Origin of the sequence: Gramella sp. KN1008 (assembly GCF_004332155.1) — a bacterium.
Taxonomy (GTDB): Bacteria; Bacteroidota; Bacteroidia; order Flavobacteriales; family Flavobacteriaceae; genus Christiangramia.
Window position 1 is genome coordinate 181,818 of the sequence record NZ_SJDV01000003.1, and the last position, 16,344, is coordinate 198,161.

Annotated in this window: 15 protein-coding genes; 9 read left to right on the forward strand and 6 right to left on the reverse strand. The window is 40.8% G+C overall.

Going from position 1 to position 16,344, the window contains the following annotated elements:
• Positions 1-100 precede the first annotated feature (100 nt).
• Positions 101-2,422, forward strand: coding sequence for an ATP-dependent helicase (locus EZJ28_RS06660; RefSeq protein WP_131396167.1), 2,322 nt, complete (start codon positions 101-103; stop codon positions 2,420-2,422).
• A 224-nt stretch (positions 2,423-2,646) separates the two neighbouring features.
• The gene (locus EZJ28_RS06665; RefSeq protein WP_131396169.1) at positions 2,647-3,270 is read left to right on the forward strand and encodes an L-threonylcarbamoyladenylate synthase; all 624 of its coding nucleotides are present in this window, start codon (positions 2,647-2,649) and stop codon (positions 3,268-3,270) included.
• A 1-nt stretch (position 3,271) separates the two neighbouring features.
• Here EZJ28_RS06665 and EZJ28_RS06670 read toward each other — a convergent pair whose 3' ends face one another.
• The 4 genes from EZJ28_RS06670 to EZJ28_RS06685 all read right to left on the reverse strand — a co-directional run bounded on the left by EZJ28_RS06670 (position 3,272) and on the right by EZJ28_RS06685 (position 6,882).
• On the reverse strand, positions 3,272-4,366 hold the full coding sequence (locus EZJ28_RS06670) for a hypothetical protein (RefSeq protein WP_131396171.1): 1,095 nt from the start codon (positions 4,364-4,366) through the stop codon (positions 3,272-3,274).
• Between the two features lie 132 nt (positions 4,367-4,498).
• Positions 4,499-5,344, reverse strand: a complete 846-nt coding sequence (locus tag EZJ28_RS06675) for an OmpA family protein (protein ID WP_131396173.1) — start codon at positions 5,342-5,344, stop codon at positions 4,499-4,501.
• Positions 5,345-5,436: 92 nt separating this feature from the next.
• Positions 5,437-6,435: a glycosyltransferase family 2 protein gene (locus tag EZJ28_RS06680; RefSeq protein WP_131396175.1), complete on the reverse strand. Its 999-nt coding sequence runs from the start codon at positions 6,433-6,435 to the stop codon at positions 5,437-5,439.
• The gene (locus EZJ28_RS06685; protein WP_131396177.1) at positions 6,436-6,882 is read right to left on the reverse strand and encodes a type I restriction enzyme HsdR N-terminal domain-containing protein; all 447 of its coding nucleotides are present in this window, start codon (positions 6,880-6,882) and stop codon (positions 6,436-6,438) included.
• An 82-nt stretch (positions 6,883-6,964) separates the two neighbouring features.
• On the opposite strand from EZJ28_RS06685, the gene holA reads away from it, so the two are divergent.
• The 7 genes from holA (at position 6,965) to EZJ28_RS06720 (ending at position 14,127) form a co-directional block, all read left to right on the forward strand.
• Positions 6,965-7,969 carry a DNA polymerase III subunit delta gene (holA, locus tag EZJ28_RS06690; protein WP_131396179.1) on the forward strand — a complete coding sequence of 335 codons (1,005 nt, stop codon included), beginning with the start codon at positions 6,965-6,967 and terminating at the stop codon, positions 7,967-7,969.
• A gap of 3 nt (positions 7,970-7,972) precedes the next feature.
• The gene (gene menA, locus EZJ28_RS06695; protein ID WP_131396181.1) at positions 7,973-8,875 is read left to right on the forward strand and encodes a 1,4-dihydroxy-2-naphthoate octaprenyltransferase; all 903 of its coding nucleotides are present in this window, start codon (positions 7,973-7,975) and stop codon (positions 8,873-8,875) included.
• Positions 8,876-8,965: 90 nt separating this feature from the next.
• Positions 8,966-9,646 (forward strand): metal-dependent hydrolase, encoded by a 681-nt coding sequence (locus EZJ28_RS06700; protein WP_131396183.1) that lies wholly within the window; start codon positions 8,966-8,968, stop codon positions 9,644-9,646.
• Positions 9,643-10,677 (forward strand): o-succinylbenzoate synthase, encoded by a 1,035-nt coding sequence (locus EZJ28_RS06705; protein ID WP_131396185.1) that lies wholly within the window; start codon positions 9,643-9,645, stop codon positions 10,675-10,677. The genes EZJ28_RS06700 and EZJ28_RS06705 overlap by 4 nt, the downstream gene beginning before the upstream one ends.
• Before the next feature lie 5 nt (positions 10,678-10,682).
• Positions 10,683-11,624, forward strand: coding sequence for a CPBP family intramembrane glutamic endopeptidase (locus EZJ28_RS06710; protein WP_131396187.1), 942 nt, complete (start codon positions 10,683-10,685; stop codon positions 11,622-11,624).
• Between the two features lie 60 nt (positions 11,625-11,684).
• The gene (locus tag EZJ28_RS06715; protein ID WP_131396189.1) at positions 11,685-12,785 is read left to right on the forward strand and encodes an AMP-binding protein; all 1,101 of its coding nucleotides are present in this window, start codon (positions 11,685-11,687) and stop codon (positions 12,783-12,785) included.
• A 22-nt stretch (positions 12,786-12,807) separates the two neighbouring features.
• Positions 12,808-14,127: a M24 family metallopeptidase gene (locus EZJ28_RS06720; protein ID WP_131396191.1), complete on the forward strand. Its 1,320-nt coding sequence runs from the start codon at positions 12,808-12,810 to the stop codon at positions 14,125-14,127.
• A 29-nt stretch (positions 14,128-14,156) separates the two neighbouring features.
• Here EZJ28_RS06720 and EZJ28_RS06725 read toward each other — a convergent pair whose 3' ends face one another.
• Both EZJ28_RS06725 and EZJ28_RS06730 read right to left on the reverse strand, forming a co-directional pair.
• Positions 14,157-14,579 (reverse strand): DoxX family protein, encoded by a 423-nt coding sequence (locus EZJ28_RS06725; protein ID WP_131396193.1) that lies wholly within the window; start codon positions 14,577-14,579, stop codon positions 14,157-14,159.
• Positions 14,580-14,707: 128 nt separating this feature from the next.
• On the reverse strand, positions 14,708-16,342 hold the full coding sequence (locus EZJ28_RS06730; RefSeq protein WP_131396195.1) for a M1 family metallopeptidase: 1,635 nt from the start codon (positions 16,340-16,342) through the stop codon (positions 14,708-14,710).
• Between the last annotated feature and the right edge of the window lie 2 nt (positions 16,343-16,344).

A 16,344-nucleotide genomic window follows, 5' to 3' on the forward strand; every position in this document is an offset into this window, starting at 1 on the left:
TGTCGGGATACCGAAAATGATTGTTTAAAAAAGGAATGGATTCGGGTTTACTTTTTTGGTCATTTTGGTTACCTTTCAGCTTTTTAAAAACGGAGGAAAATTGGAAGCTTATTTAGCTGAATTGAATGATGCACAGAGGGCTCCGGTGCTACAGAAAGACGGGCCAATGATCGTTATCGCCGGTGCGGGATCTGGTAAAACGAGGGTGCTTACCTATAGGATTGCCTATCTGATGAACCAGGGGGTAGACGCGTTCAATATTCTGGCCCTTACTTTTACCAATAAGGCCGCGCGGGAGATGAAACATCGTATTGCCAGCATAGTTGGAAACAGTGAGGCTAAGAATCTTTGGATGGGGACCTTTCACTCGGTCTTTGCCAAGATACTGAGATTCGAGGCCGATAAACTGGGTTATCCTTCCAATTTCACCATTTATGATACGCAGGATTCGCATAGCGTGATAAGGGCTATCATTAAAGATATGAGGCTTGATAAGGATGTATATAAATATAAACAGGTATATAACCGCATCTCTTCATATAAGAATAGCCTGATCACTGTAAAGGCATATTTTCAGAATCCCGAACTTCAGGAAGCCGATGCGATGTCTAAAAAGCCACGGCTGGGGGAGATATATAAGGAATATGTAGATCGCTGTTTTAAAGCCGGGGCGATGGATTTTGATGATCTTCTGTTAAAGACCAATGAGCTCCTTAATCGATTTCCCGATGTACTTCATAAATATCAGAGCCGGTTCAAGTATATACTGGTAGATGAGTATCAGGATACAAACCATTCACAGTATTTGATCGTTAGGGCACTTTCAGATAAATTCCAGAACATATGTGTGGTAGGGGATGATGCGCAGAGTATCTATGCCTTCCGGGGAGCGAACATCAATAACATTCTGAACTTTCAGAAAGATTATGAAGATGTACAGATGTACAGGCTGGAACAGAATTACCGTTCTACCAAGAATATCGTAAACGCGGCAAACTCAATAATCGATAAGAATAAGACCAAACTGGAAAAAGTGGTTTGGACCGCCAATGATGATGGTCCCAAGATAATTGTTAACAGATTGCTCACAGACGGGGAAGAAGGTAGGTATGTAGCCAGTTCAATTTTCGAGAACAAAATGCAGAATCAGCTCAATAACAGTGATTTTGCTATTTTATACCGAACCAATGCTCAGAGCAGGGCGATGGAAGACGCTCTGAGAAAGAAGGATATTCCTTATCGTATCTATGGCGGACTCTCATTCTACCAGAGAAAGGAGATCAAGGATGTACTGGCATATTTAAGGCTTATTCTAAACCCAAAAGATGAGGAAGCGCTAAAGCGAATCATAAATTACCCTTCCCGGGGAATTGGACAGACAACCATGGACAGGTTATCGGTTGCGGCAAACCAGCATAACCGATCTATATTTGAGGTGATTGAAAACCTTGATAAACTGGATCTGAAGATCAATCGCGGAACTCAGACAAAACTTGAGAATTTCGTGAATATGATCAAGAGTTTCAGTATCATGAACGAATCTTCCGATGCCTTTCAGCTGGCTGAAACAGTTACCCGTAAGACCGGTCTGGTTCAGGAACTGAAAAAAGACGGGACTCCTGAAGGTATCGCAAGAATAGAAAATATTGAGGAATTACTGAATGGTATTCGCGATTTCGTGGAGGGGCAGAAAGAGCTCGCCGATGCCACCGGTTCTCTAGCCGAATTTCTCGAAGATGTGGCCCTGGCAACCGATTTGGATAATGATACCGGGGACGATGACAGGGTGGCTCTGATGACCATTCACCTCGCTAAAGGACTCGAATTTCCCTATGTGTATATCGTAGGAATGGAAGAAGACCTGTTTCCTTCTGCCATGAGTATGAATACCCGAAGTGAACTGGAGGAAGAGCGAAGACTTTTCTATGTAGCTCTTACCAGGGCCGAAAAGCAGGCTTATCTTACCTATACCTTATCCCGTTATCGTTGGGGAAAACTGGTAGATGCCGAGCCCAGCCGTTTCATTGAGGAGATAGATGATCAGTACGTGGATATGATGGTGCCTCAGGATGATTATAAATATAAACCTTTAATAGACACCGATATCTTTGGGGATGATGTTGATAAAAGCAAATTAAGACGGACCAAACCAACCAACGGTACACCACCGCCATCGCATAAACCTTCTGAAGAACAACTGCGAAAATTGCGCAAACTAAAGCCAGCTGCTAATGAGCCAGTTAAAGCCAGGAATAATATAGAACTGGTGGAAGGAAATGAGGTGGAACATATGCGTTTTGGCCGTGGAAAAGTGTTGAAACTGGAAGGAGTGGGGCAGGATAGAAAAGCCGAAATAGACTTTGATGAAGGAGGGATCAAAAAACTTCTGCTTCGCTTTGCAAAGCTTAAGGTGATCTCCTGATATAGCCGTTAAACTTCTGTTATTTAAAGTCTTGAAAAGCGGCTTTATTTTTACCTTGAAGAAAATAGGAAAGGGAAAAGAGGGAGCTTTAAATGTTGAGGGAAAGATGGTAATAAGGTTTTGAAGTGTGAAAGTGAGTTTAAATATGCCGATTGAGTCTCCCAGCTTTCTTATGTAGTTCCATTTTAAAATCGTAAATTTTAATCAGTTTAAAAAATACTATTATGGCTGCTGAATTATTGAGAATTTATGACGAAAATCCCGCTCCAAAACATATAAATAAGGTTGTAGAGGTCCTCAAAAAAGGAGGACTTATTATTTATCCTACAGATACTATCTATGGTCTGGGCTGCGACATAACCAATGTTGCGGCTCTTGAACGAATAGCCCAGATAAAGAACGTAAAGCTGGAAAAGGCTAACTTTTCTTTCGTATGTGAGGATCTAAGCAATCTTTCCGACTATGTAAAGCAAATAGATACAGCCACCTTTAAGATACTTAAGCGCTGCCTTCCCGGCCCTTATACCTTTATTTTGCCGGGAGGAAATAATCTGCCCAACGTTTTTAAGAAGAAGAAAACAGTTGGGATTCGTGTACCCGATAATAATATCTGTCGTGCCATAGTAAATGGCCTCGGGAATCCTATTGTTTCAACTTCCATTAGGGATGAGGATGAGGTGCTTGAATATGGTACCGATCCAGAACTAATCCTGGAAAAATGGAGTAACCTGGTGGATATCGTGATAGATGGTGGTTATGGAGATAATATACCCTCTACGGTCATAGATCTTACTACCGAGGAGCCTGAGGTGATAAGGGAAGGAAAAGGAAGTGTGGAGATCTTATAATTCAGAAGACCTTATCCAGATTCTCAATAAAATAATCGTGAACTTCCTGCGAAGTTAGAATAAAACCTTTCTTTTTAGCTGATTCAGCCAGTTCGTAACCCAATTCAGCGGCATTCATTCTTTGAAGGGGGGTGCCGTGATGAGTGTCGCTACCCGTAAGACAGTCGCCTACAGTGAAAGACAGGTGGAAATACTCTTCTATTCTTTTCCAATTGGATGTAGCTCCCCTTTTATGTGTTAGAAAATAGGCTGCAGCGAAATCGGCTTCAAGTTCCTTGAACCTGGAGACCTGCGAGGCTTCAGTAAATTCTTCAGGTACTGTCCAGCGGCCAGAATATTCATATTGAGCCTGATGCCACCATTCGTGGGCAAGGATAGCTGAAAAGGCTATCTGTCCATCTATCCCGGCTTGTATTAGAGTTTCGATTAACCCATCGCCAATCACGAGTAAGCCGTTCGGCCTGGTAAAAGCATCCATCGCGAAATATGGATTTTCAGGGAGGTTAGGTGAAAGTTCATTTATTTCCAGGAGTGCGTCAGCTTTCCTGTAAGCTTCGGAACGATTCCGTACAGAACGATCAAAACTTTCGATCATATCGGTAAGGATCTCCCTGTCATCCAAAGAAGCGGTGTGCTGTCCGTTCAGGTAGATTTCACGGTTAAGATCCCAAAAACTTCTAAGTTCCCGCATTGTCTTTTCTGCCAGTTGATCATATTCTCCATTAGGCCCGTAATAATTCTCTCCGCGGTAGTGGGTAACATATTTTTTATGCAGTTCTTTATAGTAATTGACCAGTTCCATATTAAAATATGGATCCTTTAGGAGACTTTCAAATTGATCCTGTAAAACCCGTCCAAAAGTGGTAAGCTCACAGGCGGGCATATTCAGGTCGTCGTCAAAGTAAGGTTTGATCAGGTTACAGAAAAAGTACTGACTCTTCCCTGAAGGCTTAGGTGTTTTGTTTTGATGATAAGGTTGCTCCAGATAGGGATGAAAAACAGGTTCTTTGAGGTTGAACTCTTCTTCCGAACAGGCCAGACAGAGAAATATGCAAAAGAGCATAACGATACACCAGGAGTAGAATTTCTTCTTCATAGCTCAAAAACTTTTGGTGATCAGATCTGTAAATTTACACATAAATACCTCTTAATCAGTTAATTGGGTCTTAAAAATAGAAAAGCCCTGCATTTGCAGAGCTTTTCGTGATATTTGGAAAATCTTGTTTTCTTATTCCTGACCAGAAGTGGCTTTTTCCATTCCTTCTTCGATCATACTGTAGAACTGATCAAGTTTAGGAAGAACTACGATTCTTGTTCTTCTGTTCTTGGCACGTCCTTCAGCAGTTTCGTTAGTCGCAACAGGGATGTAGTAACTTCTACCAGCGGCAGTCATTCTTGATGGTTCAACACCAAAATCATCCTGAAGTACTCTTACTACAGAAGTAGCACGCTTTACACTAAGATCCCAGTTGTCTTCGAACATAGAAGTTTTGATAGGCTTGTTGTCTGTGTGACCTTCAACCATGAACTCGATGTTTGGCTTGTTCTTAACAACGGTAGCCACTTTTCCAAGTACTTCTTTTGCACGTGGAGTAATGTTGTAACGTCCGCTGTCAAAAAGAAGTTTATCAGAAATAGAAACGTAAACCACACCTTTTTCAACATTTATCTCGATGTCCTCGTCGCTCATGTTTCCAAGTGCTCCTTTAAGACTGGTAACAAGTGCAAGAGTAACAGAATCCTTTTTGTTCATAGCGTCCTGCATAGAACGGATAGCAAGATCCTTCTCTTTGATACTCTCTAATGAACGCTCAAGGTTCTCTGCTTCTTTCTTAGAAAGAGTGGCCAGATCTCCTACGTTATTAAGTAACGCAGCATTGGTATTATTAAGTCTGGTAATTTCCTGGTTCATTCTGTCTTTTTCATCAAGACAGGAGTTCAGCTTAACAGTGGCAGTGTTTAACTGATCTTGAGTTTCTCTTTGCTTTGCCTCTAGTTCATTGTATTTTTTCTGTGAAACACATGAAGATAGCAAAATGGCAGCTGTTGCGGACAAAAGCATGATTTTTTTCATAATTCGTTTCTTATAAATTTAAATTGTTAGAATGCCCAAAAATATCAAAAAAATAGTAAGCCAAAAAGGTATTTTAACATTTCCTTTTTGATTTATTTTAAAAGTTCCGTGAATTTATTTTTTTTCAACACGAAATGAGAAAAAACTATTGAAGGGATTATATGATATTTACTGAAAATGAATGATTTAGGTCTTTTTTTTCTAATTTTTCTGAAATACTGGTAAAAACTGGCATGAGCATCAAGGATTGCGAAGAAATGATTGAATTTTCCCTCCAGAAGGAATTTAATTCCAGCCAGCCCATCCAGAAGCATCCTTATAAACAAAATCTGATAGACTTTTGAACCTTCAACGTTCTTCAAAAGGAGAAAAAGACTGTTTCTGAAATTAAAAAATGTCTTTTTGGGATTCATGTTCTGCAAAGTCGCCCCGCCAACGTGGAAAACATGGGAATTACCCACATACTTTATCTTATAAGCTTTATTCTGAAGTCTCCAGCAAAGATCAATCTCTTCCTGATGCGCAAAGAAATCCTCGTCCAGTCCTCCAACTTCCTGATAAGCTGATTTTCTTACTGCAAGGCACGCCCCGCTAGCCCAGAAAATATACTGGTCGTCATTATACTGGCCGTGATCTTCTTCCAGTTCCTGAAAGATGCGCCCTCGGCAGAAAGGATATCCGTATTTATCGATATATCCACCTGCAGCACCTGCATATTCGAAATAGTCCTTTTTTCTGTAGTCGAGGATTTTTGGTTGTACTGCAGCGGTGTCCGGTTCGTTTTCAAAAACTTCAATAATGGGTTTTAACCAGTTTGCCGTTACTTCCACATCACTGTTCAACAGGATATGGATCTCTTCTTCTACAGATTTAAGTGCAAGGTTATAGCCCCCGGCATAGCCTGCATTACGATCATTCTGGATGATTTTAACCCCGGGATATACAGATTTTAAAAATTTTACCGATTCGTCAGTAGAAGCATTGTCGGCAACATATATAGTTGCCTCGGGAGAATGCGTTATTACCGACGGAAGAAACTGCTCAAGCAGGCTCCTTCCATTCCAGTTAAGTATAACAACTGCTACTTTCATTTATCTTGTATAATCTGGGAGTGCTTCCAGAAAAATATAATTCTCATTCTCATAATCCATCCGGCAAAAATAGTGTTCCAGTCCGTTAGTGACCATTAGAAAATCAGCCTTTAAGCTCAGATTATAACGGGCTATCTGGTCAAATGTGTCCTGTGTGATCTTAATAGATGGAGCCTTACACTCTACAATTATCTGAATATTTCCGCTGGGTTCAAAAACCACAACATCATACCTTTTGGTAAGCCCTGCGACTTTAAGCTGTTTTTCTACGTTAATCAGACTTAATGGATAGTTCTTTTCAATTTGCAGGAATTTCACACAATGTTGCCTTACCCATTCCTCTGGGGTAAGAATCACAAATTTTTTCCTCAGATCGTCAAAAACGGCTATTTTATTTTGACTATTTTTGAACCGAAACGAATATGGGGGGAAATTCAGTTTTTGCATGTTTCAAAAGTAACAAAGATTATTACAGGCCTGCAATTAACTTTTTCAGTTTTCTCTTATTCAAAACCCTGCAGTGATCCATATGGATGAAGCAAGACAAATTGTAACCGACATTCAGAAGGGAAATATCAAGCCAGTTTATTTCCTGATGGGCGAGGAGCCTTATTATATAGACAGGATTTCCGATTTTATAGAAGAATCTATTTTAACCGAGGAGGAGCGAGGCTTCAACCAGATGCTTATCTATGGAAGGGATACGAGTATTGATGAAATTGTAAGCAATGCCAAGCGCTATCCTATGATGGCAGAAAGGCAGGTTGTGATCGTGAAGGAGGCTCAGGAACTTTCAAGAACCATCGAAAAACTGGCAGATTACGCTGAAAATCCTCAGCCTACTACTGTCCTTGTGGTGTGTTATAAATACAAGAAGATTGATAAACGAAAAAAACTCCATAAGGCTGTATCAAAGCACGGAGTTGTTTTTGAAGGAAAGCGGTTGTATGAAAACCAGGTCGGAGACTGGATAAGCAAGACCATGAAAAGCAGGGGGTACAGTATTTCGCCAAAAGCAGCACAGATGCTGGTGGAATTTCTGGGAACCGATCTTGGGAAGATAGATAATGAACTTCAGAAATTACAACTTATCTGTGAGAAAGGGACAGGCATAAGCCCGGAGATCATTGAAGAAAATATCGGGATAAGTAAGGATTTCAACAATTTTGAATTAAGAAAAGCTATCGGGGAAAGGGATTCCTTAAAGGCACATCGAATAGTCAATTACTTTGCTCAGAACCCCAAAGACAATCCCCTTGTGGTAACAATTTCATTGCTGTTCTCTTATTTTTCTCAGATCCTTCAGTATCATGGATTAAGTGATAAATCTAAAGGCAGTGTGGCAAAACAGTTAAAGATCAGTCCTTATTTTGTAAGTGATTATGCCATAGCCGCAAGAAACTATCCGATGAAAAAGGTAAGTCGGGCCATTAGCCTGCTTCAGGAAACCGATGTGAAAAGTAAAGGAGTTGGTGCGGCAAATGTTTCACATGGAGATCTGCTCAAGGAACTCCTGGTAAAAATAATGAATTAAGGAATGAGTAAATTATCGTCCTGGATCGGCGCCGCAAGGCTTAGAACCTTACCCTTGTCTATTTCGGGAATTATTGTTGGCAGTAGTATAGCCGGCATCGAAGGTTATTTCGATATCGCGATCTTCAGCCTTGCCCTGGGTACTACACTGGGTCTGCAAATATTATCCAATTTTGCCAACGATTATGGAGACGGTGTGAAAGGGACAGATAATGAAGAAAGAATAGGCCCTGCCAGAGCGATACAGAGCGGACTTATCACTCAAAAAGATATGATGATGGCCATTGTTATCACTTCGGTCGCCACATTGTTAATGGCCGTACTTCTAATCTATGCCGCCTTTGGGAGTAAAATGATACTTACTTCGCTAGTATTCCTGTTTCTGGGAATAGGAGCAATCGTAGCTGCTATAAAATATACCGTTGGTGATTCAGCCTATGGGTACCGTGGTTTTGGAGATCTCTTCGTATTTGTATTTTTTGGGCTGGTTGCTGTGTACGGTTCTTATTATCTCTATAGTCATGATCATAACCTGGTGAGCCTGTTTCCGGCCGTTTCCATCGGACTCCTGAGCGTGGCGGTACTTAATCTGAACAATCTTCGGGATAGAATTTCTGATAAAAGATCGGGGAAGATCACTTTGGTGGTAAAACTGGGAGAACGCAGGGCAAAAGATTATCATTATATACTGATACTGGGAGCTTTATTCTGTATGGTGATCTACTCAGTGATCACCTCGCAGGACCTTAATGATTTTATATATCTTCTGGCTTTTATACCTCTTATTTTTCACCTTCTAAGGGTGGTGAATAATGAAGATCCTGCCAAACTGGATCCGGAGTTGAAAATTGTAGCACTTTCAACCTTTGGAATATCATTTTTATTCGCACTTGGACTTATCTGGTAATTTTCTCCTGCTTTAACAAAATTATATACTGTGTGTACCGAAGGTTTTTAGACTAATTTCTATTTTTATAAAAACCGAAAAACCAGAATTATGAAAATCACTTTTTACGGGCAAAATACCCTGGCTTTGAAAATAGGAGAAATTAATGTCCTAGTGGATCCGTTTATCACCGGGAACGATCTCGCGAAAGATAAAGTAGATATCAATGAGCTAAAAGCAGATTATATTCTATTGACTCATGCTCACCAGGATCATACACTGGATGCTGAGGCGATCGCGAAAAATACGGGAGCAATCATTGTAAGTAATTTTGAGATCGCTAATCACTATGAAGCTAAAGGTTTTGAAGTACACCCCATGAATCATGGAGGTAGCTGGGATTTTGAGTTCGGAAACGTGAAATATGTGAATGCTATCCATACCAGTTCTTTTCCCGATGGAAGTTATGGAGGTCAACCGGGAGGTTTTGTGATAGAAGGTGAGCATAAGAATATTTATATTGCGGGAGATACTGCCCTATGTATGGATATGAAACTCATCCCCATGCAAACAGAGCTGGATCTGGCTGTGCTGCCTATAGGTGACAATTTTACCATGGGAGTAGATGATGCAATTATAGCAAGCGATTTTATTGAATGCGATAAGATACTTGGATGTCACTACGATACTTTCGGGTATATTGAAATTGATCATGAAGAAGCGAAAAGAAAATTTTATGAAAAAGGCAAGGACCTAATGTTGCTTGAGATTGGAGAATCTATAGAATTATGATCGCCAGCTACAAAAAGTATATACTCAATTTTAAACGCCCTAGCGGAACTTCGCGGGGCGTTCTTACTGAAAAGGAAACCTGGTTTATAAAAATTTTTGATGGAAAGAATTTCGGGATAGGTGAATGCGGGATTTTAAGAAGTCTTAGTTATGACGACAGGCCCGATTATGAAGAAAAATTAAAATGGACCTGCGAAAATATTAAGCTTGGTGAAGAAAAACTTTGGGAGGCACTAAGGGAATTTCCCAGTATTCAATTTGGGGTTGAAATGGCCTTCAAAAGTTTAACGGCTGAAGATCCTTTTCTCCTTTTTCCTTCAGAATTCACTTCAGGAAAAAAGGCCATTCCTATAAACGGACTTATCTGGATGGGGGATAGGAAATTCATGAAGAAGCAGATCTCAGCGAAGATCGAAGCCGGTTTTAATTGTATAAAACTGAAAATAGGAGCGATCGATTTTGAAACCGAAATGGAGCTTTTAAGATCCATAAGAAAAGATTTTTCAGCAAAAGAGATCGAGCTGCGTGTGGACGCTAATGGAGCCTTTTCTCCGGATAATGCTCTCGAAAAACTTAAAAGACTCTCAGAACTTGATCTGCATAGTATAGAGCAACCTATAAAACAGGGGCAGATTGAAGAAATGGCAAAACTCTGTGAAAAAACTCCGTTGCCAATTGCACTTGATGAAGAACTGATTGGAGTGACAGATGTAACAGAAAAGAGAAATCACATACAAACTATAAAGCCGCAATTTGCCATCTTTAAACCCAGTTTGATTGGCGGTTACAGAGGAACCGAGCAATGGAAAGAGCTATGTGAAGAGAATGAGGTAGGATGGTGGATCACAAGCGCACTTGAAAGTAATATCGGTTTAAATGCCATTGCGCAGTGGACGTATACGCTGCAAACCGAATTGCCTCAGGGCCTGGGGACAGGTAGCCTGTATACAAATAATTTTGCCAGTCCGCTGGAAGTGAAAAATGGAAATATTCATTACAATCCTGCAAAAGAGTGGGAAATTAATTATTGAAAGAGATGTTTATAAATCAGGTATTTAAATATCAACACGATTTTTGGAGATACATAATAGGGATCGTGGTTGTGGTCATGGGTCTTTTTGCTGGTCAGATTCCCATACTTGTCGCCCTTGTTGCCGAGAAAGGTTACGAGGTAATGAATATGACCGAGACGGAAATGATGACGGCTCTGGATTCCAATTACTTCCTGTTTCTAATGTTATTGCCTTTTGCGATTGCCCTGGGATGTCTGCTTTTTGTGGTGAAAAAGCTTCACGATCAGCCCTTGAGGGCATTAACGACCTCCCGGCTAAAGATTGACTGGAGCCGATTCTGGTTTGCATTCCTTATGGTAGCCATTTACATTATTGTTATAACGACAGGGGATTATCTTGCCAATCCACAGGATTATCAACTGAATTTTCAATTACAGCCTTTTCTAATCTTAATGGTCATTGCGATCATTTGGATCCCGCTTCAAACCAGTTTTGAAGAATATTTTTTCCGAGCCTATCTAATGCAGGGTATTGGAGTAGCCGCAGGAAATAGATGGCTTCCGTTAATTATTACTTCTCTGGTATTTGGGGGATTACATTTTTTCAATCCTGAAGTGACCAAACTTGGGAATATTATTATGATACATTATATCTCAACAGGTTTTCTGCTGGGCATAATGACCCTAATGGATGAAGGTATTGAACTGGCCCTGGGTTTTCATGCGGCAAATAACCTGCTTACGGCCCTTATCGTTACTGCCGACTGGACTGCCTTTCAGACCAACTCAATATTTAAAGACATTTCTGATCCGTCGGTTGGCTGGGATTTAATGATCCCGATTCTAATCGTTTATCCTGTCTTTCTGCTGGTTCTTGCCAGAAAATATGGATGGAAGAACTGGGGCGAAAAACTTTTCGGAAAGGTAGAAAAGCCCCAATTCCTAAATGTTTCTGAAGATAATTAAGAGTCTCATATCAATTTGTTAACTTTAAGTTATATGCCTTTTTTCAATTTAGCTTGAAGTATGACAAATAAGTATAAAATACCTGAAACCCATCCGGAGTTCAGACTTAATAAACATCATTTCACCAACACAGAACTTCGTCAGGTGGCGTACAGCTTTATAAAGGAAGGCGAACCCTACGAAGAAAAAATAGGCAGTTTTTTATTAGACTGGTTAAAACCTTCGGCATATCTGGAAGTGCAGACATCGGGATCAACCGGGCGACCAAAAAAGATCAAGCTGAAAAAACAGCATATGATCAATTCGGCCATAGCTACTTCCAAATTCTTCGATCTTCCTGCCGGTACCACGGCTTTACTATGTCTTCCCGCGGAATACATAGGCGGAAAGATGATGCTGGTTAGGGCCATGTACCTGGGATGGCAGCTGGATACTGTTCTTCCTTCATCCAATCCGCTGGACCAGGTATTCAAGGTGTATGATTTTTCGGCGATGACGCCTTTTCAGCTTGATAATTCCATAGCACGTCTCCACCTTTTAAGAAAACTCATTATTGGTGGGGGAGCGGTATCCCCAAGACTCAGGAAAATGCTGGTAGATGTGGATACAAAGCTCTTTGAAACTTATGGGATGACGGAGACCTGCAGTCATATAGCTGCTAAAAGGTTAAATCCAAGGAAAAAGAAAAAGAAGTCTCCCAGGCCTTTTAAGCTGCTTCCAAATGTAAGTATTTCACAGGATGAACGAGGATGCCTGATTATTAAGGCTCCCAATATTCTTGATGAAGAGATTTTCACTAATGACGTGGTAGAGATCGTCACCTACAAGAAATTTCACTGGAAAGGCAGGTACGATAATGTTATAAATTCCGGAGGCATTAAATTATACCCTGAAGAGATAGAAAGGAAACTGAATAAGGAACTTGATCACAGGTTTTTTGTAACCTCCATGCCCGATGATTCTCTGGGGGAAAAACTGGTTCTATTCGTGGAAGACGACTTCTCTGAAGAAACCCTGGAAAATCTTGAAAAGACCATCCGGCAAATGAAATCCCTGTCTAAATACGAAAAACCAAAAAAAATCTATCTTGTCGAGAAGTTTGAAGAAACGCCCAATGGTAAAATTCATCGCGAAAATACTGTAAGAAGTAAAGTAAGCTAATATTCCAATCCAAATCTATTTTATGAAAAAATTACTGGTGCTAACGGCATTCCTGTTTGGTTTTATTGTACAAGGTCAGGTACTGGCTGAAAGGGAAAGATCGAAGGTGATAGATCAGATCCTTGCCGAGCGGTTTAATGAAGTTCTGCCAAAATTGATGGATCGAGCCTCAATTGATATGTGGGTGGTTATATCCAGGGAATATAACGAAGATCCGGTACTTCGAACCATGCTCCCCGCTACCTGGTTAAATGCGAGAAGGCGCACCATCCTGGTCTTTTACAGGGACAGGGCGAATGATACCATTGAAAAGCTGGCGATCGCCCGTTATAATATCGGAGATAATATTGAATCGGCCTGGAATAAGGAAGAACAACCCGACCAGTGGAAGGCCCTCGTTGACATCATAAAGGAAAGAGATCCGCAGAAAATAGGGATGAATATGTCAGAACATTTTGGGATCGCCGATGGGCTGGTGAAAACAGATTTTGACGAATTCATGACTGCCTTACCGGAAACCTACAAAAACCGAATCGTCTCAGCACAAGATCTGGCTGTGGGATGGATAGAGACAAGAACCCTCAGAGAAATGGTGTTGTATAGCGGGTTGGTGGAAATAACCCATGATATAATAGCCGAAGCTTTCAGTACAGATGTTATCCAGCCTGGAGTTACTACCACCGATGATGTGGTGTGGTGGATGCGCCAAAAAGTTACGGAAATGGGGCTGGAGACATGGTTCCATCCAACGGTGGATGTGCAGCGTAGCGAACAGAAACTTGTAGATCACATAACAGCTTTTTCCGATGAAAATGGAAGTATGGTGATCCTTCCGGGTGATCTGCTGCATTGCGATTTCGGGATCTCCTATCTTCGGCTTAATACCGATTGCCAGCAAATGGCCTACGTTTTAAAAGATGGAGAAAGCAATGCCCCTCAGTTTTTAAAAGATGCTTTTCAGAAAGGAAATCAACTTCAGGATATACTCACTGCAAATTTTGAAACCGGGGCTACCGGGAATGAAATTTTAAAGAAAAGTCTTCAGGAAGCAAAAGATCAGGGGCTCAAAGCTTCAATATACACACATCCTTTAGGTTTATATGGCCATTCTGCAGGGCCTACAATAGGGATGTGGGATCAGCAGGGCGGAGTTCCGGGAACCGGTGATTACCCTTTATATGAAAATACGGTCTATGCTATAGAACTCAATACCGAAGTTGAAATTCCGGAATGGCAGAAGAGCATCCGTATCATGCTGGAAGAAGCCGGCTACTGGGGAGAAGAAGGATTCAGGTACGTTAACAAAAGACAAAACGAACTAAGGCTTATTCCGTCAGAATAAGCAGCGGTTACTAAAGGAAAAAGCCAATCCTAATATCCCATCTTCATATTATAGTCGGCAGAATGTTTTCCCGAGCCGTAAAAAATGAAGAAAATAGTGAATACAAGTACTACTGCGGCTTCTATCAATCCTGCAGGGTTCATTATTCCCACAAAGTTGATGATAATCGCACCTAAAAGAATAGGTAACTGAGCGATTAGTGCCCATCTGGTAAGCAAACCAAAAGCGATGAGCAGCCCTCCAACCAGGTGTGCCGGCGCCACATAATGGATAACCAGCATGATTCCCCCAAATCCTCTGAGAGGTTGAATTAATTCAACAAGAGTTTCAGTTTGGGATATAAACTGAATCCCTTTAATGAAAAAGAAAACTCCCAGGGCGATCCTCAGAATATCTAACCAGTAGTAAGTGTGAGCATTGGCCCATTTATTAAGTGATTTGATACTTAACATAATGGAAAATTTACCTTAAGGTACTGATTATTAATCTTTTTAGTAAATAATTTTTTGATTTTATAATATAAAGGCCGGTTAAGCTTAACGCTAACCGGCCTTCATTTAGGGTTTTATAGGAAGGCTTTTTACAGCCGGGATATTTCAACGTAAAATTCCAGCTCATTAAGTCTGATCTCTTCGAGATCGTCTTCACCCTTCAGGATTTGCCATTCTGTAGTGGCATTCAGTCTTTTTTCGTCTTCATCAACAAATATATCTACCGGCATCCTGAAATTTTCCACATCGGCTTTCCATCTATAATAGATCGTATCATTTTCTTCTTTAAGCTGAAGCTCGGGCAGGGAAGTATGTCTCAGATATTGGTCAAAAACGGGTTTAAGATCTATTTCTGTAGCAGCATTGAAGAAGGCTTCTGTATCTTTTGTCGATATGGTCTTATGTTTGAATTTTTCGGTATAATCCTTAAAGGTTCTCCACCACAATTCATCATCATTATAAATACTCCTAATGGTATTCAGAAGGTTGGCGCCTTTAAAATACATGTCCCCGGAACCTTCGGCGTTCACTCCGTAGTCGCCAATAATGGGCCTATGATTTCCCAGCCCTCGGCGGGTTCCTTTGAGGTATTCCTGGGCCGCTTTTTTACCCCAGTGGCATTCCACGTAAATCGCTTCCGTATAACTGGTAAAGCCTTCCTGTATCCACATATCGGCGATATCGGCAGCAGTGATACTGTTTCCATACCATTCGTGACCGGACTCATGAATGATTATGTAGTCCCATTTCAGACCTATACCGGTGCCTGAAAGATCGTTACCTAGATAACCATTTCCGTACTTATTTCCGTAAGCCACAGCGCTTTGATGCTCCATCCCCAGGTACGGGGTTTCCACGAGCTTGAACCCGTCTTCAGGGAAGGGATAGGGTCCCATTTTATTATAGAAACAATCCATCATGCCTTTAACCTGTTCAAATTGCTTTTTGGCTTTATCCAGATTGTATGGTAATACATAATAATCAAGGTCAAGGTCTTTATATTTATCTGAAAAATGGACATAATTCGCCACATTTATCATGATGTTGTAATTATTAATGGGATTGACCACTTTCCAGCACCACTCTGTAAAACCATTTCCAAGATCGGTCTTTCCCAGAAAACGTCCATTTGAAACGTTCATAAGTCCGTTAGGGACTGCGATATCCATTCTGGCTTCTTCCGGTTCATCACTTTGGTGATCTTTATTCGGGTACCAGAGGCTTGCACCTGTTCCCTGTACTGCGACACCAACCCAGGGATTACCTTCCCTGTCTTTTTCCCAGACAAATCCACCATCCCAGGGAGCGTTGCTTGCTACAATAGGATTTCCATGGTAAAAGAATTGAATAGAGTCTTTACTTCCCTTTTCCAGTGCATCCTTAAAATCTATAAAAACCGCATTGAATTTTCTTTTATAATTCAGCTTTTCTCCCTGATGTACTATAGAGTCGATCTGCATATTCTCGAAAAGGTCCAGCTGCATCACCGGCAACTTTTCTTTAACCCTGAAAGTAATCATATTGGAGCCTGAAATAAATTTTTTATCGGGCTCTATCTTCAGTTTAAGATGATATTTTCTGACATCGAAATTCGTTCTTTCAGGTCTTAGTGAGCCACGAAGAGTATCAGCTTCAGTATACTGGATATGGTTGGATCCCACTACCTGTGCATTCGCACCTGTGATGAGCATTAACAATATCAGATTTAAAAATAACGTCTTCATTA